This is a genomic window from Pelagicoccus enzymogenes, from assembly GCF_014803405.1.
Taxonomy (GTDB): Bacteria; Verrucomicrobiota; Verrucomicrobiia; order Opitutales; family Opitutaceae; genus Pelagicoccus; species Pelagicoccus enzymogenes.
The window spans coordinates 145,085-167,047 of the sequence record NZ_JACYFG010000038.1 but is presented as its reverse complement, the minus strand read 5'-3'; the positions used below and the strand labels follow the sequence as shown (position 1 = coordinate 167,047).

General features: G+C 57.5%; 19 protein-coding genes. 13 read left to right on the top strand and 6 right to left on the bottom strand.

The genetic code is table 11. The features are described 5' to 3' along the window. Positions 1 to 48: 48 nt before the first annotated feature. Positions 49 to 1,029, bottom strand: coding sequence for a glycoside hydrolase family 5 protein (locus tag IEN85_RS15435; protein WP_191617998.1), 981 nt, complete (start codon positions 1,027 to 1,029; stop codon positions 49 to 51). Between the two features lie 102 nt (positions 1,030 to 1,131). Next, positions 1,132 to 3,105 carry a vWA domain-containing protein gene (locus tag IEN85_RS15430; RefSeq protein WP_191617997.1) on the bottom strand — a complete coding sequence of 658 codons (1,974 nt, stop codon included), beginning with the start codon at positions 3,103 to 3,105 and terminating at the stop codon, positions 1,132 to 1,134. Positions 3,106 to 3,433: 328 nt separating this feature from the next. Here IEN85_RS15430 and IEN85_RS15425 point away from each other — a divergent pair, with 328 nt between their 5' ends. The 12 genes from IEN85_RS15425 (at position 3,434) to IEN85_RS15370 (ending at position 17,612) form a co-directional block, all read left to right on the top strand. Continuing rightward, entirely contained in the window at positions 3,434 to 4,438 is a 1,005-nt protein-coding gene (locus IEN85_RS15425; RefSeq protein ID WP_191617996.1) for a 3-oxoacyl-[acyl-carrier-protein] synthase III C-terminal domain-containing protein, read from the top strand. A gap of 10 nt (positions 4,439 to 4,448) precedes the next feature. After that, the gene (locus tag IEN85_RS15420; protein WP_191617995.1) at positions 4,449 to 5,435 is read left to right on the top strand and encodes an NAD-dependent epimerase/dehydratase family protein; all 987 of its coding nucleotides are present in this window, start codon (positions 4,449 to 4,451) and stop codon (positions 5,433 to 5,435) included. Next, on the top strand, positions 5,428 to 6,267 hold the full coding sequence (locus tag IEN85_RS24985) for an MBL fold metallo-hydrolase (protein ID WP_425503171.1): 840 nt from the start codon (positions 5,428 to 5,430) through the stop codon (positions 6,265 to 6,267). Before IEN85_RS15420 ends, IEN85_RS24985 begins: the two co-directional genes overlap by 8 nt. Beyond that, entirely contained in the window at positions 6,243 to 7,373 is a 1,131-nt protein-coding gene (locus IEN85_RS15410; protein WP_191617993.1) for an ATP-grasp domain-containing protein, read from the top strand. Before IEN85_RS24985 ends, IEN85_RS15410 begins: the two co-directional genes overlap by 25 nt. Further along, entirely contained in the window at positions 7,366 to 8,487 is a 1,122-nt protein-coding gene (locus IEN85_RS15405; RefSeq protein ID WP_191617992.1) for a GNAT family N-acetyltransferase, read from the top strand. The genes IEN85_RS15410 and IEN85_RS15405 overlap by 8 nt, the downstream gene beginning before the upstream one ends. A gap of 106 nt (positions 8,488 to 8,593) precedes the next feature. Beyond that, positions 8,594 to 9,979 (top strand): GH1 family beta-glucosidase, encoded by a 1,386-nt coding sequence (locus tag IEN85_RS15400; RefSeq protein ID WP_191617991.1) that lies wholly within the window; start codon positions 8,594 to 8,596, stop codon positions 9,977 to 9,979. 182 nt (positions 9,980 to 10,161) lie between these two features. After that, the gene (locus IEN85_RS15395; RefSeq protein ID WP_191617990.1) at positions 10,162 to 11,271 is read left to right on the top strand and encodes an SGNH/GDSL hydrolase family protein; all 1,110 of its coding nucleotides are present in this window, start codon (positions 10,162 to 10,164) and stop codon (positions 11,269 to 11,271) included. Positions 11,272 to 11,480: 209 nt separating this feature from the next. Beyond that, the gene (locus tag IEN85_RS24800) at positions 11,481 to 13,187 is read left to right on the top strand and encodes a GMC oxidoreductase (RefSeq protein ID WP_191617989.1); all 1,707 of its coding nucleotides are present in this window, start codon (positions 11,481 to 11,483) and stop codon (positions 13,185 to 13,187) included. 13 nt (positions 13,188 to 13,200) lie between these two features. Continuing rightward, a complete protein-coding gene (locus IEN85_RS15385) occupies positions 13,201 to 13,761 on the top strand; it encodes a gluconate 2-dehydrogenase subunit 3 family protein (protein WP_191617988.1) in 561 nt (186 codons plus the stop codon). A gap of 342 nt (positions 13,762 to 14,103) precedes the next feature. Beyond that, positions 14,104 to 16,131 (top strand): beta-glucosidase family protein, encoded by a 2,028-nt coding sequence (locus tag IEN85_RS15380; protein ID WP_191617987.1) that lies wholly within the window; start codon positions 14,104 to 14,106, stop codon positions 16,129 to 16,131. Between the two features lie 89 nt (positions 16,132 to 16,220). After that, positions 16,221 to 16,664: a DUF2721 domain-containing protein gene (locus IEN85_RS15375; RefSeq protein ID WP_191617986.1), complete on the top strand. Its 444-nt coding sequence runs from the start codon at positions 16,221 to 16,223 to the stop codon at positions 16,662 to 16,664. A gap of 9 nt (positions 16,665 to 16,673) precedes the next feature. Further along, positions 16,674 to 17,612 carry a calcium/sodium antiporter gene (locus tag IEN85_RS15370; RefSeq protein WP_191617985.1) on the top strand — a complete coding sequence of 313 codons (939 nt, stop codon included), beginning with the start codon at positions 16,674 to 16,676 and terminating at the stop codon, positions 17,610 to 17,612. 113 nt (positions 17,613 to 17,725) lie between these two features. On the opposite strand, the gene IEN85_RS15365 is transcribed toward IEN85_RS15370, so the two are convergent. Genes IEN85_RS15365 through IEN85_RS15355 form a run of 3 tightly spaced genes read right to left on the bottom strand, consistent with a single transcriptional unit; the run spans position 17,726 to position 19,804 of the window. Continuing rightward, the gene (locus IEN85_RS15365; protein ID WP_191617984.1) at positions 17,726 to 18,364 is read right to left on the bottom strand and encodes a MarC family protein; all 639 of its coding nucleotides are present in this window, start codon (positions 18,362 to 18,364) and stop codon (positions 17,726 to 17,728) included. Between the two features lie 37 nt (positions 18,365 to 18,401). After that, complete coding sequence (locus IEN85_RS15360; RefSeq protein ID WP_191617983.1) at positions 18,402 to 19,439, bottom strand: SMP-30/gluconolactonase/LRE family protein; 1,038 nt, start codon at positions 19,437 to 19,439, stop codon at positions 18,402 to 18,404. Next, on the bottom strand, positions 19,436 to 19,804 hold the full coding sequence (locus tag IEN85_RS15355; RefSeq protein WP_191617982.1) for a DUF4112 domain-containing protein: 369 nt from the start codon (positions 19,802 to 19,804) through the stop codon (positions 19,436 to 19,438). Before IEN85_RS15355 ends, IEN85_RS15360 begins: the two co-directional genes overlap by 4 nt. 170 nt (positions 19,805 to 19,974) lie before the next feature. Between IEN85_RS15355 and IEN85_RS15350 the strand changes: the two genes are divergently transcribed. Continuing rightward, positions 19,975 to 20,217 (top strand): CDGSH iron-sulfur domain-containing protein, encoded by a 243-nt coding sequence (locus IEN85_RS15350; protein WP_191617981.1) that lies wholly within the window; start codon positions 19,975 to 19,977, stop codon positions 20,215 to 20,217. A gap of 13 nt (positions 20,218 to 20,230) precedes the next feature. On the opposite strand, the gene rtcR is transcribed toward IEN85_RS15350, so the two are convergent. After that, positions 20,231 to 21,823 carry an RNA repair transcriptional activator RtcR gene (gene rtcR / locus IEN85_RS15345; protein WP_191617980.1) on the bottom strand — a complete coding sequence of 531 codons (1,593 nt, stop codon included), beginning with the start codon at positions 21,821 to 21,823 and terminating at the stop codon, positions 20,231 to 20,233. Positions 21,824 to 21,963 lie beyond the last annotated feature (140 nt).

Here is a 21,963-nt window from a genome sequence, read left to right as displayed (position 1 = left end):
CACGGCGCTACGTTTGGCGTATGACACGTCGCAAGAATTCCTCTAGAGTTATTCGAGTCCTGCTTTCTGACGCAGAATGGCTCGCGTGGCCTTGGCGGATTCTTGCAGATCCTTCTCTCTCCAGCCGCCTTTGGACGAGGCGCTGGGTTTGAGGAAGGAGCAGGTTTCGTCTTTGTCGGAGACTGACCAAGTGATCCAGCTGATCTTCCTCTCCTCGGCCCAGTCCTGCCAGACTTGCCACGCTTCGTAGTCCATGGGGCCGTCGCCCGAGGCTTCCATGCCAGCGGACTCAGAGATGAAGATGGGGGCTCCTTTGCTGAGAGCGTAGTCGCCGCGTTCGCGGAGGTAGTCGCCATGGGTTGCCGCGTAGTAGTGCAGCGTGTACATAATGTTGGATACGCCCTCGATTTGGTTGTCCGCCACGATGTGCAAGTCCTGGTCCCAGTGGGGATTGCCCACGAGAATGACGTTGTCCGGATCGATCTCGCGAATGACTGCGATGACCTCTTCCGCGTAGGCTTTCACTTCTTCCCAGGAGTCGTGAATTGGTTCGTTGTAGATCTCGTATATGACATTTGGATACTCGCCATACTTGCTTGCCATGTCAGCAAAGAAGGTCTTGGCGAGCTCCAGTTCCAGATGGTGGCTGTGGAAATCGATAATGACGTAGACCCCGCTCTCGATGGCACCGTCGATCACTTTCGAGATGATTTCCACCGCCTTCTCGGGCTCGGCGTTGTAGGTGAGCTCCGGCTCGTCGTAGTGGATGCCCATAGCCGCGCGAACGACGTCGACTCCCCAGTCGTCCTTCAGCCACTGTACGCTCTCCTTGTTATAAAAACGCGGCCACCAATTGTGCCAGCCGTAGCTGACTCCCCGCAGGACGACGGCTTGGCCCGATGCGTCGACCAGTTGAGTGCCCTCTACCCTCAGTTGGGAGAGCGTGGGGGGAGGCGGTGATTCTGTATGCTGGCATGCGGCGCTCATGGTGAGGAGGGCGAGGAGCAGGAGTTTGATCTGGGATTTCATAGTTCTGTCTGCGGTCCGTAAAAGGATTCCGAACCAGCAAACCGGTCAACTCCACGAGGTCGAATCTCACTGCGCTTTTGCCTCCTCTTCCAATAGAGTGCCTCAGCGTGTAGCGGAGAACACGTCGGGCCCGCGTGGTTCGGGCAAGCCGCTTACTTTCGCTCTCAGTTGGTCCAGGAGAGAGCTCTCTCGGACTTGGGCGAGACCGGGGGATCTCCTATAGGTGGTGGTTTTGTCGCCATCCTGCAGCTCAAGCGTGTCTTTGCCTAGGCGGTAGCGAAACATTTGTCCCCAGTCTTTGAATACTATGTAGCGACGGCTGATCTCGATACTTGATTCGTCGATGAAGCGCAGCGGATTCGTCTCGGTAGAGTCGTAGAGCTCTGCGGTTTGCTCGGGAGTGATACGCAGTATTTCTTTGGTCTCATCGAGTAGGCCAGAGTCGCGCTCGACCCATTCACCGAAGAGAGAATCGCTTTTGCCGTTGCGTTTTTCCTTATGGTAGCCGGCGACAGCGATGCCGCGTTGCTTGCAGTCGTCGAGGAGGTGCTTGGCGAACTCATTGGCTAATTTGCATTCTTGCTCGAGACCTTTGTCGGCGAGGGGAAGGTCCCTGTCGGCGAATTCGAGGGCAAGCTTTGCAGCCTGCTCGTATTGGGACGATTCATACAAGAGGGTGGCAAGCTTCATCGACGCGTATTGCTCTACTAGGTAGCTGCCTTTGAGGAGGCCTTCTTGTCTTTGGTTTGCGGGAGTGAAGACGATGGGGACCTCGGAGTGGCGATTCTTTCGGTTGTCAGCCTGCGTATAAGTGATTGAGGCGGTGGCGAGAGGACCGTCGCCGAGCGAAGCTTGCTCAGAAGGATCTGCCCGGCCGAAACCTAGGTAGATGGCTCCTTTGTTGCGGCTGGCGAAGAGGGTCGACACCTCGAGGTTGAGGCTGCCGTCTTCTTCCCAGCTTACAGCGTCTCCAGGGATTCCATACATTCCAGTGATTGAGACTCCTTCGGTAGGATCGATTCGCAGATTCATGTCGTAAGCAAGTTCCAGGACCATGGTGTCGAATTCCTTGCGGAATGTGTTTTCCATTGATTCCTGATCTTCGAAATAGAAGAGGTTTCCGCCGCGTACGGAGCTGATCGTTTCTGCGAGATCCGCTCCAAAGTGTACGCTGACGCCGATGGTGGTGAGTCCGATTCCCTCCTCGGAGGCTGCTTTTGCCATGCTCATGAAGCTGTGGGCGTCGGTACGGCCAACGTTGGGTCGCTCGTCGGTGAAGAGCATCAGGCGAGTTCGACCAGAGAAGGTTTTCTGGCTTTTTCTTGCCGTTTCGTAGCCGAGCTGAAGTCCCATTTCCATGGCAGTGCTGCCGTAGCTTTGGATTCTATCGATTGAATCCATTATTTGGGTACGGTTATCTTCCGTGACTACTGTTGGTTGCAAGTGCACTTCGGTGGAGCTGCCGTAAAGTACGATCGAGATTTGGTCGTCGCTCCCCATTTGGCTGACTGCCTGTTTGAGGCTTTTACGCACGAGATCAAGAGGTTGTCCGTTCATAGAGCCGGACTTGTCGACCACGGCCACCAGATTCAAGGGGGCGGGCTGGAAGGTGGCGGCGTCGATGCCCGAGACGAAGCCGAGTTGGGCAAGCGCCTCGACTCTGGGCTGGCTGCTGGAGTGGAAGGGCATGGCTTGGGCGGCGATGTCGAAGAGCCAGCCCTCCGGAGCCAGCCCACCGATGGGTAGGTCGTGCTCGCTGAAGAGGCCTTCGGGAGTGAAGCTGGCGGAGCTGGGAATGACGCCGTCCTCCACCAAGCTTCGCATGTAACGGATGTCTTGGGCTCCGCCTACCGTAGCGCCGAGTTTCGTATTGATACGCGAGCCGGACAAGACCGAGGTCGCTCGGTAGCCGACGTCGGCCGCTCCAGTTACCTCGAAAGGGCTCAATTCAAATATCTCTTCTTCCTCCTCTTCGGTTTGGGAGGCAAGGGTTCCGCCGAGGAGGAGCCCTGCAAGCGTGCAGGCCGCGCTTTTGCAAGCGAGGCTGCGCCACACACGATCACACACAGATTTCATATTAGCTTACGTAGTTGAGGTTCAAATACGGAACGCGGAGGGCGTCCCACGTAAGCTTGCCGGCAAGCGACTAATGATTCGTAGGAACTCTCAGTACGGATTCAGAAATTCTCTAAGTTCGCTTCGTGAAAAGCAGTCCTAGTGTTGGGGATTGGTTAGGGGGCGCGATACGCCGGTTGCCGCTTGGCATTTTTTGTCCATCGAAAGTAGACTGCAATTTTGTTGGTTTCTTAAGTCATTGTTTGCTATTGGCTTAAGCTAAAAGGCGAGGTCTTGGCGCAACTGATGCCAAAGTAGGTTGCTGAAGAAAACCAAGGCTTTGTAGCTCATGAACAAAACGAACGATAATAGTATGACTTTCGGTGTCGCTGGAACCGGCGCCTACCTGCCATCCCGGATTGTGTCCGCGTCCGAGTTGGATCGTATGATGGGTCGAGCGGAAGGTTGGACGGCCCGTCATGCAGGGGTTTTGGAGCGGCGCTGGGTGGAAAAGGAAACGCAGTCGGAGATGGGCGCGATGGCGGCGAAGCAGGCATTGGCTGAGGCGGGGGTCGACCTGAGGGAAGTCGACACCTTGATCTGCGCGAGCGGCACTCCGGAACAGCCGATTCCCTGCACTGCGGCTCGCATATTGGGGGCGATGGATAACTCCGCTTCTCACCTTGCGGCTTACGATATCAACGCTACGTGCCTATCCTTTCTCGTGGCTTTCGATCACGCCGCTCAATTGATTTCCACCGGCCGTTCCCGCTGCGTTTTGCTGGTGTCGTCGGAAATCGCTTCCGCGGGCATCGACTTCACCGACGCAGAAAGCGCTGCCTTGATGGGGGACGGGGCGGCGGCGGTGTTGCTTAGTCGAGAGGCGGGAGCGGGCAAGGTCCTAGCCTTCAAGATGCGCACTTTTCCTGAGGGGCTGGAACTGGCGGAGTTGAAAGGCGGCGGAAGCTTGTACCATCCGACGCGTCGGGCGTTTCGTCTCGAGAATTACCTGTTCAGGATGAAGGGGAAGCAGCTCTTCAAGTTAGTTTCCCAGCACCTTGGCGCCCAGGTTTCCTCCTTGATGCAGGAGCAAGGCTTGCGTTGGAAAGACATCAAAGCGGTTGTTCCCCACCAGGCTTCCGGACCTGCGGTCGATCTTTTGGGAAAGCGGCTAGGCATTCCAGAGGATAAGCTGCTGCGAATCTATCCTCAGGTGGGCAATACCATCGCTGCGAGCATTCCCATGGCTTTGCACGAGCTGCGGAAGAGAACTCCATTGCAAAGGGGAGACAAGTTGCTGCTGGTGGGAACTTCGGCCGGTGTATCCATAGCGAGCCTACTTTTTGAGATATAGCTTTGTACGAATGCGAATAGGAATTACAGGAGCCACCGGATTCTTGGGGCATCACCTATGCCGCGGCTTGCAAGCCGCAGGGCATGAGGTGCTGGCTTTGGGGCGCGACGGGAAAAAAGGGAGAGGGCTGGAGCTTCAAGGCTTGCGATTCGTGTCGGTCGACCTGCAGGACCGGCAAGGTCTTGTGCAGGCGTTCGAAGGCTTGGACATCGTCGTTCATGCGGCGGCTCTCTCGTCGGTATGGGGACCCTATGAGAAATTTTATCGTATCAATGTATTGGGTACGAAGAATGTTGTTGAGGCCTGTCGAAAGAATGGGATTGGAAAGCTCGTTTATATCTCTTCCTCCAGTGTTTATTTCAACTTTCGGGATCGCTTCGAGATAGCCGAGTCGGCCGCTTTGGCGGAGCCCTCTCCCTCTTGCTACACGCGTTCGAAGGTAGCTGCGGAGCGGGTGATCATGGAAGCGGAGGGGCTTGATTGGGTCGTCCTGCGCCCGCGGGGGATTTTTGGTCCAGGCGATGGATCTATCATTCCACGGGTATTGCGGATCGCTCGCAAGGGTTGGTTCCCCTTGCCCCGAAAAGGGGAGGTTTGGGTGGATTTGACCTATGTGGAAAATCTTGTGCAACTGGTTTCTCTCGTGGTGAAAGCGGAGCCAGCGGCTTGGAGGCAGGTTTACAATGTATCTAATGGGCAGCCGGTGCTTATCGCAGATTTCTTCGATCAAGTGATGAAAGGGATTGGTGTTTGTCCACGAAAGTTGAATACGCCCGTTTGGCTTATGAAACGTGTCGGCAGTGGAGTTGAATCGCTAGCGAGAGTCTTGGGCTTGGGGGAGCCACCGCTCACTCGCTACACGGTGGGGCTCCTGTGCCATGACCAAACTTTGGATATTTCGAACGCTCGCGAGCGCTTGGGCTATGTTCCGTGCTGCACGATAGAGGAGGGAGTGCGACGCACCGTCGAATCGATGAAGGAGGCTGAGGGTGAATAGTATCGAATGCGTTCGGTTTTTTGCCGCGGGATGTTGCTCGCAAAAGGAGGCGCTGAGCTTGAGAGGGTCTCCTTGGCGCGATGTTGGTTTTCCGGCCCTTTGTTCCGTTTTTAAGCATCCGCAGTTGGGGTGGGTTTTGTACGACACTGGATACGATCCCGAGATAGGCGCTGCGACTGCGTCCTTTTCGATGCGGCTCTACGCTCGGGTGATGAACGTTGATGTTTCAAGGAAAACGAGCGTCGTTGCGGGGTTGGCGAAGTTGGGGTTGCGTCCAGAGGATATCTCTTTAGTGGTGCTTTCACACTTCCATCCCGACCACATAGGGGGTGCTCGGCTATTTGCGAAAAGTCGATTTTTGTGTTCAAGGGTTGGATACGAATCTGCTCTTCGCCATCCAAGGCGGCTAGGGTTTCGTCGAGATCTATTGCCGGACGATTTCGAGACGCGATGCGATTATGTGGAAGATCTTTCCATGGTGTTCGACTCTCTGCTTTCAGTGTTTGGGAAGGTTTACGACCTTTTTGGCGATGGCGAGGTGAGGTGCGTCTTGATCGATGGGCATGCTCCGCGGCAAGTCGCCTGTATGCTGGGTGGTCCGGATGCCGCTTGCTTTCTGGTTTCGGATGCGGCTTGGAGCAGTCAGGCGATTTCGCGAAACTGTCCTCCCAGTAGCCTGACTCGGTGGATCCATGACGACTGGAAAGCTTTGTTGGAAAACCTGGAGAAGCTGCACCGTTTAGCTCTCTCTCATCCGAACTGGAAGTTCGTACCGTCGCACTGTCGCGTATCTTTGGAGGAGGCGGAGTGTCGCCTGGTGAGATCGTGTTGAGGGAAAGGCTGGGCACTGTGCTGGTGACCGGCGGCCGTTCGCCGGTGGCTCTGGAAATGTGTCGCCTGTTTGGCAGGCGAGGATGGACGGTGGTCGTGGCGGAAAGCGAGGGAGGCTTGCTTTGTGCAGCGAGTCGCTATGTGCAAGCATACTACAAGGTGCCTTCGCCTCGGTTTCGAACAGCAGCCTTCATCGCCGCTCTGCTGGAAATCGTGAGGGCTGAAGGGGTTGGCATTCTAGTGCCAACTTGCGAGGAGATTTTCTACATTTCGCGACATCGGGGACGGTTGTCTCGCTATTGTCAGGTCTTCGCTCCGGAGTTTTCAATTTTGGAGAGACTGCACTGCAAGGATCGTTTCATCGAGCACGCTCATGAGCTGGGCTTAGCGGTTCCTGAAACGTGGGTGTTGAGCGAGCAAGTTTTGGCTGCGATAGATCGTTCGCGAAAGTATGTGGTAAAGCCGGTGTATTCACGGTTCGGATGCGAAACCAAGATCGTCTCAGGAAAGGATCTGAGATGGGAAGGCAGAGGACGACAGTGGGTGGTGCAGACCTTCCTCGAGGGCGAGGGGCTGCACGCCTACGCAATTGCCCGTGAGGGACGAGTGTTATCAGGCGTGATTTATAAAGCCTTGGCCAAGGAGGCAGCGACGGGACCCTCGATCGCCTTCGAGGCAGTGGAGTGTTCTTCGGCTGAGAAATGGCTACGCCGCTTCGTGGAAGCGAACGCCTTCTCGGGCCAGATCTCGTTTGACTTTATCGTAGATGCCGCGGGAACGGCTCGGGCGATCGAGTGCAATCCGCGAGCGACGAGTGGATTGCATCTCTTAGCGGAGGACGCCGCCGTGGTTCGAGCGATTATTGATGGAGCGCCTAGTCCTCTTGGCAAAACGAGGCTGAAGCCCAAGGGACTTCGACTACCCAGTTTATTTGTGGGTGCGAGGGACGACTTCAAGGATGTGGTTTTCCGATGGGCGGATCCGCTACCCGCTCTGGCGCAATGCGTGACGATCCTTGGCTTCCTGCTTCGGGCCTTGTGGAATCGACGTAGCTTAGAGGAGGAGCTCGTGCATGACCTTTGTTGGAATGGAGAACCCATTGAGTAAGCCACACGATTCGCTCTTGGAGAGCAGGCGAAAGGAGCGTTTCGCTCGGCGAGCGTATCTTCATCTCCTGTTGGATAGGGGAGTTGACGAGTTCGTGCGAAATGTGAAAGCGGATGTGCGGAGCCTTGAAGGGGAAGGGGATGACATTCCTTTTGTGTATCCAGAAACGGGTTACGAAAATTGTTACGTCTGCTCCTTACGGTCTCAGTACCTCGACTATGCCGCTTACGAGTTAGAAGAGCGGGATCTCGGCTCCCTCGCTTTTCCCTTGAAAGGGGTGATCCTCTTGCTTGGCGGTTTGCTCAGGTTGGCGGGCAGCGAGCGGGTGGTTTTCGTAAACAACTGGCTGCTTTCGACGAACCTCTATCCTGCTGGCTTGGAGTCGCGGATTGAATCCATTCGGGATCGCCTGGGTGGTGACGAACCTCAGCGAGCGATTGTCTTTCGCTCGCTGAACGAAACCTGTAATGGCGCCTTGATTGCGTCTCTGAAGCAATCGGGGTTCCTGGCTCTGGCGAGTCGGGTGATCTATCTTTTGGATACGCCGTCAGGAGCTCAGCGTGATCGCTCCAATTTTCGTCGCGACTGTGAACTCTTGCAAAAGTCAGGTTTGGAGGTGGCGCGAGGCGAACAATTTGAGGGGGCTGATTGGGAGCGGGCGGAGGAACTCTACCGGAAGCTGTATTTGGAGAAGTACACGGCATTGAATCCCCACTTTACGGCCGCCTTCTTTACCGCGGCCTCGTCCTGTGGATTTCTGAAATTCGTTGGCTTGCGTAATGGAGGGCAACTGGTCGGCGTGGTCGGGTACCATCGCTGCGAAGGCTGGATCACGGCTCCAGTTCTGGGCTACGATACGGAGGCGTCGCCGCAATTGGGATTGTATCGGCAGCTAACAGCTTTGCTCACGTTGGAAGGGGAGCGTTTGGGGTGTTGGATTCACCGCAGTTCCGGAGCAGAGGCCTTCAAGCGGACGCGGGGCGCTGTGCGGGAGATGGAGTACAGCTACGTTTACGTGGATCACTTGCCGTTTTGGAGGCGTTGGGCTTGGCGTTTGTTCGGGCGCTTGTTGGGCCGAGCTGCGGCGATCAGCTTCAGGCGCTTGAAGCTCTGATCCGCTCATTTGTGCGAGTGGAAGAAAGGTGAGGAAACGGGCGGGTTCGCCTGGAAAACGGTGTTTGTGACTTGGCATCCCCGGCTTTGTGGGGATGTTGCGAATTATGAAGACTTTTCCAGACGGATTCTTGTGGGGCACCGCTACGGCGGCCTACCAAATCGAAGGCGCTGCCGCTACCGGTGGACGGGGGCCCAGCATTTGGGACGCGTTTTCCCATATCCCCGGCAAGACGGCGGAGGGGCACACCGGCGACGTCGCCTGCGACCACTACCATCGCTGGGAGGAGGACATCGAGCTGATGAAGCAAATGGGAGTGGGCTGCTACCGTTTCTCCATTTCTTGGTCGCGCATCCAGCCGCAGGGCAAGGGCGAGATCAACGAGGAAGGCATCGCTTTCTACAACAAGCTCATCGACGGCCTCGTCGCGGCGGGCATCACGCCTTGGGTCACGCTTTTCCACTGGGATTTGCCGCTGGCCTTGCAGCTGGAAGAAGATGGCTTGCTCAAGCCCAGCATCGCCTACCGCTTCGCGGATTACGCGCGCATTTGCTTCGAGCGTTTTGGGGACCGGGTGAAGAACTGGATCACGCTCAACGAACCGTGGTGCAGCTCGTTCCTCGGTCATGGCAATGCCTATTTTGCGCCGGGGCGGGCTTCCGCATCCGAGCCCTACCTAGCTGCCCACAATTTGCTGCGGGCCCACGCTTACATCGTGGACGTGTACCGCAAGGAATTCCAAGCCGATCAGAAGGGGCAGATCGGCATCACCAACAATTGCGACTGGCGCGAGCCGGCCAGCGATTCGGAGGGAGACAAGGCCGCCGCGCAGCGGGCCCTCGAGTTCTTCCTCGGTTGGTTCGCGGATCCGGTTTACTTCGGCGACTACCCGGCGGTGATGCGGGAGCGCGTGGGCGAGCGTTTGCCTCAGTTCACGCCGGAGGACGCCAAGCTTCTCAAGGGCTCGTCCGACTTCTTCGGCTTGAACCACTACACGACCATGATCGCGTCGGAGCCGAAGCAGCAAGTCAGCGGTCCCGGCGACATCAAGGGCAATGGCGGCATGATGGAAGACCAGCAGGTCGAGCTCGCGGGCGATCCGGAGTGGGAGCAAACCGACATGGGCTGGAACATCGTGCCTTGGGGTTGCCGGAAGCTGCTGGAGTGGATCGACAAGCGCTACGACCATCCGCCGATTTACATCACGGAGAACGGTTGCGCCATGCCGGGCGAGGACGATCGCCAAGTCGCCCTCAACGACACCCGCCGCGTGGAGTTCCTCAAGGGCTACATCGGCGCTTGCCACGAGGCGATCCAGAACGGCGTCGACCTGCGTGGATACATGTGCTGGAGCATGATGGACAATTTCGAGTGGGCCCTAGGCTACACGCGTCGCTTCGGCCTGCATTGGGTCGACTACGAAACCGGCGAGCGCCAGCCCAAGGCTTCGGCCAAGTGGTACGCCGCAACCGTGAAGCAAAACGGTTTCTAGGAGCGTTCCCGAAACGGTTTTCTATCCTTTGACAGAAGCTGCCTTCGCGAGGGCAGCTTCTTTTTTTTGCCAGTTGGTGAAGGCGGTGGGTCTGTGTAATTGAAATTTCTAAATCGATTCTCGCTCTATGTATGCATTGGCTTGAGCCGATCTTGGTGACCCTGTACGGGTTCGTTGTAGTTATGAGATTGCATACCCTTTGCTTCACCCCGTTCGTTATTTGTCTTTCCGCTCTGGCCTCGTCCTTGTGGGCGGAGGACACGGAAAAGCCGGAACTCGTTTGGCATGACGTTTCCGATTGGGGCGTGGAAGGGCGAGCGTGGACGGAAGAGGAACGTTTCAACTACTTTGACCGATTTCCGGCCCAAGGCAAAGAGACCCTGCGCGAAGCGGTTTGGAACCTCAGCGAGTCGCCCACTGGCATGATGGCCCGCTTCGAGACGGACGCATCCGAAATTTGGGTACGCTACGAGCTGAGAAGCGAAAAGATCGCTTTGGCTCATTTTCCGGCGACAGGGGTGAGCGGCTTGGATCTTTACGCTCGAGACGGCGAGGGCAAGTGGCGCTGGGTGCAGGCGGCCCGTCCTTATTCCCAAGAGGTCGAGACGAAGCTTCTGGATGACATCTCTCCCGAGCTCCGCGAGTACGCCGCTTACTTGCCGCTGCGCAATCCGGTCAACAAGTTGGAGATTGGCGTGCCCGCCGGGACTGAGTTCCGCGGTTTGGCTCCGCGACAAGAGCTCCCCATCGTATTCTACGGCACGTCCATCAACCACGGCGTGGCCGCTTCGCGTCCGGGCATGGTGCACACCGCGATTTTGGGGCGCCACTTCGATCGCCCGGTGGTGAACCTCGGGTTTGGCGGAAACGGTCGTATGGAAAAGGAAGTGGGCGATTTCTTGGAGCGTTTGGACGCGGCGGTTTTCGTGATCGACTGCTTGCCCAACATGGGGCCGGATTTGGTCAGCGAACGCTGCGTTCCCCTGGTCAACCAATTGCGTAAGGCTCATCCGGATACGCCTATCGTATTGGTGGAGGATCGCCGTTACGCGAATTCCTGGATACGCCCGGAGAAGGATGCCTTCCACGACCGTAACCACGCGGCCTTGCAGGAAGCCTACCGGACGCTCAAGTCCGCGGGCGTGAAGCGCCTGTACTACATCGAGGGCGACCATTTGTTCGGCGACGACAGCGAGGGCACGGTGGACGGATCGCACCCGACCGACCTCGGCTTCTGGCGCCAGGCGGAAGTTTTCAAGCCGGTGCTCAAGAAGGCTTTGAAGGGCCGCTGATCGGTACTGGAAGCCCAATCGTTTGTGCGGCGTCGATCCCGGATTAATAATCTGGCTACATCTGTAGGCATTGACTCGGAGGTCATTCGCCCCTTTTACTGCTAACCGTCTACCTCGACAGTGCCCCCTTTCTTTCCTGGACTTCGCTCGATCCTGATGCTTTCGGCGTGCCGTCAGGGGGCGATTCAATACTAAACCCCAAATAGACAGTGAACATTCAAGGCAAGGGAACGGCGGCGAACACTTTCGACGCGATTGTAATCGGATCTGGCATCAGCGGCGGCTGGGCAGCCAAGGAGCTTTGCGAAAAGGGCCTGCAGACTCTCGTGCTGGAACGCGGACGCGACGTGAAGCACGGAGAGTATCCGACCGCTATGATGGATACCTTCGACTTCGAGGGTCGCGGCAAAGTGACGAAAGAGAGTCAAGTTCGCCAGGCCAAGCAAGGGCGCACCGGATACACCACGCACCCGCAATGCGCCCACTGGTTTGTGGACGACATCGACCATCCCTACAACGAGACGAAGCGCTTCGACTGGATGCGCGGTTATCATGTGGGGGGGCGCTCGCTGCTTTGGGGACGACAATCTTACCGCTTGGGCGATCTTGATTTCACCGCAAATGCCAAGGACGGGCACGGAGTAGATTGGCCGGTTCGCTACAAGGAACTTGCTCCTTGGTATGATCATGTCGAAGAGTTCGTCGGGCTCAGCGGGAAGGCAGAGGGGCTGGCCCATCTGCCGGACGGCAAGTTTCTTCCGCCTTGGGATTTCAACTGCGTGGAAGAGCATGCGGCCGAGCAAGTTCGCAAGAAGTTTGGCGACCGGATTATTACGATGGGACGAACCACGAACCTTACCGTCCCGCACAAAGGCCGTGGACCTTGCCAAGCCCGAAACCGCTGCATCCGAGGGTGTCCCTACGCTGGATACTTTAGCAGTAACTCGGGGACGCTGCCGGCGGCTTACGCCACTGGAAATCTTTCGTTGCGCCCCTTTTCGATCGCGAGCGAATTGATCTACGACAATGAGAAAGGCAAAGCCATTGGCGTGCGTATTGTCGATGCGGAGACCAGCGAGGTGATCGAGTACTTCGCCAAGGTGATCTTTTGCTGCGCCTCGGCGGTGGCCTCGACTTACATCTTGATGAATTCAAAGTCGGATCGATTCCCCGAAGGCTTCGGCAACGACAGCGGCGAGCTGGGACACAACTTGATGGACCACCACTTCAAAGTGGGAGCCAGCGGCGTGATCGACGGGTTTGAAGACCAGTATTACAGCGGACGTCGGCCTACTGGATTCTATATTCCTCGTTTTCGTAATGTGAGCAAGGATACGAATCGGAGCGATTTTGTCAGAGGTTATGGCTACCAAGGAAGCGCCAGCCGTACGAATTGGGCTCGCGGGATTGGCGAATTCGATCGCCTAGGGGCCGAATTCAAAGCCGACCTCGTCCAGCCGGGTCCTTGGCGCATGGGCATGGGAGCTTGGGGCGAGCACCTGCCTTACCACGACAACAAGATGACCCTCGACTACGAAAATCTGGATAAATGGGGGCTGCCCACGGTGACCTTCGATTGCGATTACAAGGAAAACGAAATGGCGATGCGCAAGGACGCCCAAGCCTCCGCTATCGAAATCTTGGAGGCAGCGGGCTTTAAGGACATACGTGGCTTCGATACGCTTTCGGCTCCTGGTCAATGTATCCATGAAATGGGAACGGCTCGCATGGGGCGCGATCCCAAGACATCGGTGCTCAACGGTTTCAATCAAGTGCATGCTTCGCCCAACGTTTTTGTGACGGACGGGGCCTTCATGACTTCTTCCGCCTGCCAAAACCCATCCTTGACCTACATGGCGTTTACTGCCCGGGCAGCCGACCATGCAGTGAACGAACTTAAGAAAGGAAATCTCTAAGATGAGCGAGTCTATGAAAGATCAGGAAAGTGGATACGGAATGGTCCGCCGAGAGGCGATCAAGAGGGCGGCTTTGCTTCTGGGGTCGGCACTTGCCTCGTCAACGATAGCGGGCAGTCTTCATGCGCAGCGAGCAGAGCTGGGCAAGGGAGCATCGTGGTCGCCCACGCACTTGAGTGAGGCCCAGGCGCGTATCGTGAGCGTGGCATCTGAGCTGATTCTGCCTCGTAGCGATACGCCGGGTGCGATCGACGTGGGAGTACCGCAGTTCATCGACTTGATTTTCGGGAAATTCATGCTGGATGATGAGAAGCAGCGCTTTGAGGGCGGTCTGGCGAAACTGCAGCAGGCACGGTTCGTCTCCCTTGAGGAGAGCGAGCAGCTCTCCTTCTTGAAGTCGCCAAGCAAGACCTCCGCGTCGTTTCTGCGCCAGTTGCGCGAGCTCACGATTACGGGATACTTCACTTCGGAGGAGGTTGCCAAAACGATGCTTCGCTACGATCCAGTTCCCGGCAAGTACCGAGGGTGCGTTTCGGTGGATGAAGTCGGCAACGTTTTGATGAGCGAAAACTAGCTGCCTCGGCCTGCTTGGTCTCAAGTTCTGGCGGCACGGCGCAAGCGCCGCGCCTTGCTGCAGCTCTACTGGATAGGGAGAACGGAGTTTCTCTGGAGTCGGTGAAGTGCTGCGGTAGAACTCGGTTTTCTCTCTGAATTAGCAAACGAAAACACCCTTCGCCTTTTTGTCGGGGGCGTTTCATTGTGTCTCTCATGGCTTGGAGGGACGACTTCCACGTGGTCCGCGGTGCAGGATCAAAACCGCTGCGGACGAGGTGGAACTCGTCCCTCCAAATAAAACCTGCCTCGAGCTAGGAACACGAGAGGGGCAGTCGACAGTTTATATCAAAACCCTTTTTCCATGTATCCAAAAATATCTTTCGAAGAAGCTTCCGCTTGGGCGGAAGGTATCCTTTCCCAAATGACGCTCGACGAGAAGTGCGATTACGTGGGCGGCGAAGACATTTTCTATACCAAGGCCATCGAGCGGCTCGGTATCAAGCGGGTCATGATGAGCGACGCCACGGCGGGCATCCACTTGCGGGACCGTTTCCACGAGTTCACTTACCAAAACCCCATCGAAAAATCGACGGCCTTTCCCTGTCCGTTGCAGCTGTCGGCCACTTGGAACCCGGAGCTTTCGCAGGAGTTTGCCAAGAGCGTAGCGGAACAGGCCCTCGCTGCGGGGATCGGCGTCTTGCTGGGGCCGGGCTTCAACATCTACCGGCACTCCCAGTGCGGGCGTAACTTCGAGTACTTCGGCGAGGACCCCTTCCTGACCTCCCGCATGATCGAGCGCTACATCAAGGGCGCTCAGGACACGGGCGTGGTGGCGACCATCAAGCACTTCGTGGCCAACAACACCGACTACTTCCGTCGCAAGAGCAACTCCGTGGTCGACGAGCGAGCGCTCAACGAAATCTATCTGCCCGCCTTTAAGGCCGGCGTGGAAGCGGGCGTGCTGGCGGCCATGACCTCCTACAATTTGGTCAACGGCGAGTGGGCGGGCCAGAGCGAGCAGGTGATCAAGGGGCTCCTGCGCGGGCACCTCGGCTTCAAGTGGCTGGTCATGACGGATTGGTGGTCGGTCTTCGACGGGGCCAAGGTCGCCAAGTCCGGGCAAGACCTGGAGATGCCCGCTTGCCTGGCTACCGTCGGATTGGCCGACAAGGTTCGCTCTGGCGAGGTGGACGAGGCTGATGTTAACCGAATGGTTAAGTCAATCCTGACGACCCTCAAGGCGATGGACCTTTTCGATCTCGAGCCGCGTCAGGACTTGGTGGCGAACTTTCCAAAGCACGAGGAAGTCGCGCTGCAGACCGCTCGTGAGGGAACGGTCTTGCTCAAGAACGACCGGGGGATTCTGCCGCTGGTGGGCGAACAGGAGATTCTCCTCATCGGGGATTTCATCACCAACAAAGCCCATGGCGGTGGCTCGGCCCGAGTGGACGGCTATGATACGGTGCATCTTCTGGACGCCTTGGTGGAGGAGTTTGGCGACCGCGTTATTTACGAAAAGGCTCCTACCTGGGAGCGTATTGCGGCGGCGGAGCGGCTCATCTTGAGCGTCGGAACCATGGACAGCGAAGGGTGGGACCGACCCTTCGAGCTTGGCGAGGGAGACGAGCGATTTGCCCGCAAGGTCATGAGCTTGAACCCGAACGTGGTGGTGCTGGTGCAAAGCGGTTCCGGTATTCGCATGACGGACTGGAACGAGCGGGCTGCTGCCATCGTCTACTGTTGGTACAACGGCCAGAACGGGCACACGGCGGTAGCGGAAATTCTCTCCGGCAAGACTAACCCGTCCGGCAAGTTGCCCATGACCATAGAGCGCGAGTTCGCCGACAGCGTGGACCCGGACTACGTGCCGCAAGGCGAGCACTTGTATTCAAGTTGGAACGACCAATGGGAAACTGCTCGCGAGGTTTACGACATCGAGTACGAAGAAGGCGTGTTCGTGGGATACCGCTGGTATGACAGCAAGGGGATCGAGCCGCTCTATCCGTTCGGCCATGGCTTGTCGTATACGAAATTCGAATACTCGAACCTGCAGGTGTCGAAGCAGAGCTTCGCTGAAGATGAAGAGGTGGAGGTGAGCGTCACCGTGAGAAACGCTGGGGAAGTGGCTGGCTCCGAAATTGTCCAGCTTTACGTGCGAGATGTGGAGAGTTCCCTGCCGCGTCCGATCAAGGAACTGAAGGGCTTTCGCAAGCTGCAGCTGGCTCCGGGCGAGTCGCAAGCGGTGACCTTTGTCTTGCGGAAAGCGGACTTCAGTTTTTGGTCGCCGGAGGCCGAGGACTGGGTCGCGGAAGCGGGTGGCTTTGAATTGCTACTGGGCGCCTCCAGTCGAGATCTTCGTTTGTCGGCCAGAGTCGCTCTGGTGGGTTGAAGTAAGGGGTTCTTGATGTGGGTGCGTGCTTTAAGAATCCCGAAGTCCTTTATCGTAATCGGCTCGGGAAGCGCTCATCGTACAAAGCCATGAACCTCAACGAACTCGTTCCTACCCTGCAGCTTGCCATTGGTCCGATGATTTTGATTTCGGGTATCGGCTTGATCCTTTTGGCGATGACCAATCGCTACGGACGGGTTACGGATCGGGCCCGTGCCTTGCGTGAGAATCCGGAGCTTGCGGGAAGGCTGCCGGACGGCTTGGCGAAGCAAGAATTGGCGATCTTGGCCAAGCGGGCGCGGAGCGGGCGTTTCGCGATCCTATCGGTCACGCTGAGCTTGCTCTTTGCGGCCTTGCTGGTGTGCGTGCTGTTCACGATTACGTTTTTGGGACTCGATTGGGCCTGGGCAATTCTGGCTCTCTTCGGGGCTTGCATGCTTTGTTTTCTCGGGGGACTGGGCTTGTTCCTGCACGACGTGAACCTGTCGCTTAAAACCTTCCGGCTTTCCGAAAGCGCTTTTGCGGACCTTTAACTCGTTCCCATGACGATCCTCGCCATCCTCTTATCGCTCGGGCTCTTGTTTGCGGGAGCTTCTCTGCTGGTACGCGGAGCGTCTTCCTTTGCGGAGCGATTAGGGCTTTCGCCCTTGGCGGTTGGCTTGACGGTCGTGGCCTATGGCACCAGCGCTCCGGAGTTGGTGGTGAGCGTACAGGCCGCATTACAAGGGACCTCGGATATCGCCATCGGGAACGTCGTTGGCTCCAACAGTTTTAACATTGGGGTGATTCTAGGGATAACCGCTCTGATTTGTCCGATCGGCGTGGAACGGCGTATCGTAAAAGTGGATGCGCCGGTGATGCTCGCAGTCGCTTTGCTGGCTTGTTGGTTTCTGTGGGATGGAAGCCTAGGACGGATCGAGGCAGCGGCTTTTCTTGTTGGCTGCATGATCTACACGGTGGTGAACTTGAGGCAAGCGGATGCCGGAGCGGGTTCAGAGCAACTGACGGAGGCTAGGGCCGAAGCAGGTGGAAAGAGTCGCTCTGCTTGGTTGGATCTTGTCTGGTTTTTGGTCGGGCTTGCTTTATCGATCGGCGGATCGAAGCTGCTGGTCTGGGGGGCGTCCGATTTGGCCAGGGGATGGGGAGTGAGCGAGGCGGTGATCGGCCTGACCATCGTTTCGGCCGGCACCAGCATGCCCGAGCTCGTGACTTCGATCACTGCTGCCCTCAAGCGTCAGCCAGACATGGCGATCGGCAATATCATCGGTTCGAACGTATTCAATATCTTGGGAATTCTAGGCGTTTCGGCCATGGTCGGTCCCATCGCAGGGAGCGAAGTAAAAGTCTTCGACCTGGGAGCGATGGTCCTCTTTTCCGTGGCGATGCTACCGTTGATCTGGAGCGGATACATGCTGCGGAGAGTGGAAGGCCTGCTCTTGCTGGCGGGTTATGCAGGCTACCTGTGGTTTTTGTGGCCGTAGGGAGATGGTCTTCAAAAAGTAGGGCTGACTGGCCCAGTCAGCCGCGTTGGAGGATCGGCTCGTTGCGGCGGCCTAGGCCAGGCCGCCCTACCTTTCGCAGTGCTAATTCGAATTTACTGCGGGCTGAAGAGTTCAGCGGCGCGGACGCCGTTGAAGATGAATTGCACGGCGAGGGCCGCCAGCAGCAGTCCCATGAGGCGAGTGGTAAGCCGGAGGACCAAGGGGGAGAGCCATTTGGCGCCTTGCGAGGCGAGGCGCAGGATGCCGTAGGAAACGATGGCGACGAGCGTGATGGATAGGCAGAGCACAGCTTTGTGGGGCCAGGTCTCCGCTTGTTGGTAGAGAAGTATGGAGGTGGAGATAGCCCCGGGCCCAGCGAGCAGAGGGATTGCGAGGGGACTGATCGCGATGTCGTCCTTGACCCTGCCGGCGGCGGTTTCGCTTGGGGTGATGCGCTCGGGTGTTTCGGCTTTGGCCTGCAGCATTTGCAGTGCGATGAGAAGGAGCAGAATTCCTCCTGCGGCTTGGAAGGCGGAGATGGTGATGCCGAGGAAGGACAGCAAAGCGTTGCCGGTCAATGCGAACACGAGGAGGACTCCGGCGGCGGTCAGGCAGGCGATGCGGACCATGCGGAGACGCGAGGCGACGCTGTCGTTTGGCGTCATGGCGAGCAGCACCGGGGCGATGGTGATGGGCTCGACGATGACGAAGAGCGAAACGAAGCTATAGAGTCCGTATTCGAGAAGAGTCATGGGAAAGAGCGAGACATTCTTGATGTGGGAGCGTTTGCTAACGAACGAGGCCCTTTACCTTCGTCTCGATACGCAAGAGTCTGTCGGCGGCGGTGATATAAAGGGTGGTCCCGTGGGGGCCGCCGAAGGCGCAGTTGGCGAGGCGTCCATCTGTATCCAGAAAACCGATCACTTCACCGCTTGGCTTGATGACCCAAACGCCTCCTGGTCCGGTTGCCCAGATGTTTCCGCGACTGTCAATGGCCATGCCGTCGCAACCGCCCTTGCGGGTGTCGCTACGGTATTGGCTGGCGTCAAAGAGCAAAGTAGATTCGCCAGTTGGGAATTCGTCTCCATCAAGTGGGTACGCGTAAATCGCGGGTGATCGGCCATCCGAGCTGGCAATGTAGAGGGTGCGGCCATCGGGCGAGAGTCCGATGCCGTTGGGGTAACGGATTGCATCGGTAACTTCAGTGACAGTGCCATCTGCCGCGCGGCGGTAGACGTAGTGGGTGTCGATGGTTTGCTGTTGTTCGCGGTGCAGCCCGTAGGGCGGATCGGTGAAGAAGAGTGTTCCATTGGTGGAGAAGACCAAGTCGTTGGGGCTGTAGAAGGAGCGCTCCCCGTAGCGGTTAACCAGTGGGGTAAAGGTGCGGCTTGCCTCGTCGTAGAGGGCGACTTGTTTGTTGCCGTGCTGGCAAAGCACGAGTTGTCCTTCAGGGGAAAACGCGAGCCCGTTTGCTCCTGACTCGCGGAACCCTTCCGGGCTGACTTCCGTGTGGCCGCTGGGTCGCAGGAATATGGATACGCCATCCTGCTGTGTCCAATGGTAAGCGGTGTTCTCGGGGACGTCGGTGAAAAGCAGGCGATTGTTGGAGGGGTCCCAGAGGGGGCCTTCCGACCAGCGGAAGCCTTGGGCGAGGACTTCCATTGGGGCGTCGGCGTCGATGAGCGCGGCGAACTCCGGCGAATAGCTTTCGATACTGCCGAGAGTGGGGTAGGGGCTGTCGTGGGAAACGATTTCGCGTTGTCCGTAAGCGTAGCTCGCGGCGGCGATGGAAAGGGCCAAGGCGCTGAGGCGGGATTTAAGTTTCATGATACGAGCTTTGGGCTTTCGGCTTTTTGGGCGAGGGCTTCGCGGATGCTGTGCAGATTCTTTTCGTTGGCGCGGTAGAAGACGTCGAACAGGTCGCCGGCGACGGGAACGGAGCCGAGCAGGGCGTCCATCAGGTGACGTCCCACCATCAGGAGCAGAACCCTCTTTGCGACGCCGTGCCGCCAACCGACCGCTAGGAAGTAGAAGAGGACAAGGAGGCTGAAGGTATCGCCAATTCCGGGAATCAATCCGATGAGCGGGTCCCATCCGATGCGGACCTGGGTTCCAGGGATGCGAAAGGCGGAGTCCATGAAGGTCGCGATGTGGTCGAGGCGCTTGAGGTCGTTTTCGAGCGGGGAGGGCATGTTGGGAAATTGCACGCGGAACTCCCGATTTTGGCAATGCGGAACGGAGCTATCGGATTCACCCTGAGCGCCCTGCCAATAGGATTGGTGCTTACGATTCGAGAAATGCGAGCCCGGCTAGCGAAGCCGACGCTTCTGTGGTAGAGTGCCGGTTTGCCTGAGTGTTCGGCATGGTAGAACCAAAGATCGCCGCCAAATCCCCCAGCAAAGTCAGCCTCCAAGCCGGAAAGCGTTACGCTTGGTGCACCTGTGGGCAGTCCAGCGGGCAGCCGTTTTGCGACGGCTCCCACAAGGGAACCGGATTCGCCCCCAAGCTCTTCGAAGTCGAGAAGGACGGAGACTATTTCCTCTGCCAATGCAAGCGCACCGGCAAGGCCCCCTTCTGCGACGGCACGCACTCGTCGCTGGGGTGAGGCGTCGCTCGCTTCAAGCGAGGCAATCGTCCCAGCTGAGCCCGAATTTCGAAAGGTATTTGCGGAGGCGGTCAGCGTCGTTGCTGGTTTTTTTCTTCAGGCGGGACACGGCGAAGAGCTTGCGACCCGCTTCGGAGAGACTGCGCGATTCACGGCAGGCGCGTATGACGAGAGCGAGTTGGGCTTGGTCGAAGGGATCGACTTCCTCTGCCTGAGTGCCGAGCACATCGCGGAGCAGCTCCTCGTCTTGACTGTCGTTTTTAGGGCCTTGCCAGCTTCGTTGCAGGCGATCGATTTCGGATTCGACGATCTCAGCGTTGATGCGACGGTTTCCGGCAAGCGTAGCCATGCGAGTGATGCTGGCGTTGAGGTCGCGGAAATTGCCGGTCCATTTAGCGTCGGGACTGGTGGCAAACTTCTCGTAGCTGCGTCGCGCCTCCTTGTTGAAGGCGACTTGTCTTCCGTGGTCTTTGGCGTATCGGGAAAGTTCATACGAGATGTTGGGCCCGATGTCTTCCTTTCGCGAGCTGAGGCCCGGGAGCTGGTAGGACCAGAGATTGATGCGTGCCAGAAGGTCCTCTCTGAAATTGCCTTTTCGGACTTCCTCCGAGAGCTCTCGATTGGTTCCGGAAATCAAGGTGAAGTCGCTTTCCGTCTCTTGGTCAGAGCCGAGGGGAAGGAAGCGTTTTTCTTCGATGGCTCGCAGCAGCATGGCCTGCTCGTCAAGGCCGAGCTCGCCGATCTCGTCGAGGAATAGCACGCCCTTGTGGGCGGCTTTGAGCAGTCCGCCTCGATCGTCGAGGGCTCCGGTAAAGGAGCCTTTCTTGTGCCCAAAAAGCGCGGACATGGCTCCGTCGCCTCGCAGGGTGGCGCAGTTGACCTCCACGAAAGATCCGCTGACGCCGCGTTTGGCTCGCTTGACCTCGTAGATGCGTCGGGCGAGTTGCGACTTTCCCGCACCGGTAGGGCCGGTGATCAGAATGGGGTGAGGGGAGCGGATGGCGACCTGCTCGATCTCGCCGATCATGGCATTGAACGAGGCGTTCAAGGTGGCGATGCCGGACTTGAGTTGTGTCTCCGTATCCCGTTTTTCGATCTCGAAGCGGGCGGCCAGTTGATCGTAGCGGGAGAGATCGAGGTCGATGATGCGGTAGTCACCCGGCGTGGTCGCAGGGTCGCGTTTGGGAGGCGAGGTTTGGATCAGGCGAGCGGGCAGGTGCCGCGATTCGGCAAGCAGGAATAGGCAGATTTGGCAGACGTGGGTGCCGGTCGTGATGTGGACAATGTAGTCCTCGTTTTCCGTATCGAAAGGGTAGGAGGCGGCGAAATCGTAGAGCGCTCCGTAGACGCTTTCCAGGTCCCAAGGGTCTCCCATCGAGATGAGGTGCTGGTTTACTTCGGTCTCGGGCGAAACGGCCTGCATGTCGTCAGCCACCGTCTGAGCTAGCTTGGCAAACTTCGGCTCGTAGAGCAGCTCGAAGCGGTCGATGAGCAGGTCTTCTTGTTGGCAAAGGGAAACGGTCGGCCGCCAGCGGTCCCAACGCCGCCGAGGGTCGAAGGAATCGAGCTGGACTCCCAGAATGCCGATGGAAACGAGCTTCTTCATGTTCTAGATAGAAGAATAAAAAAGTAGAAAATAATCTAGATAAAACAGGAAAAATAACATCGAGATTTTTAGTGAAATTGAACTAGAGAAAAATAAAAACTTTTTAAGTAATTGGACACCAATTACTAGTGAGGTTTTTA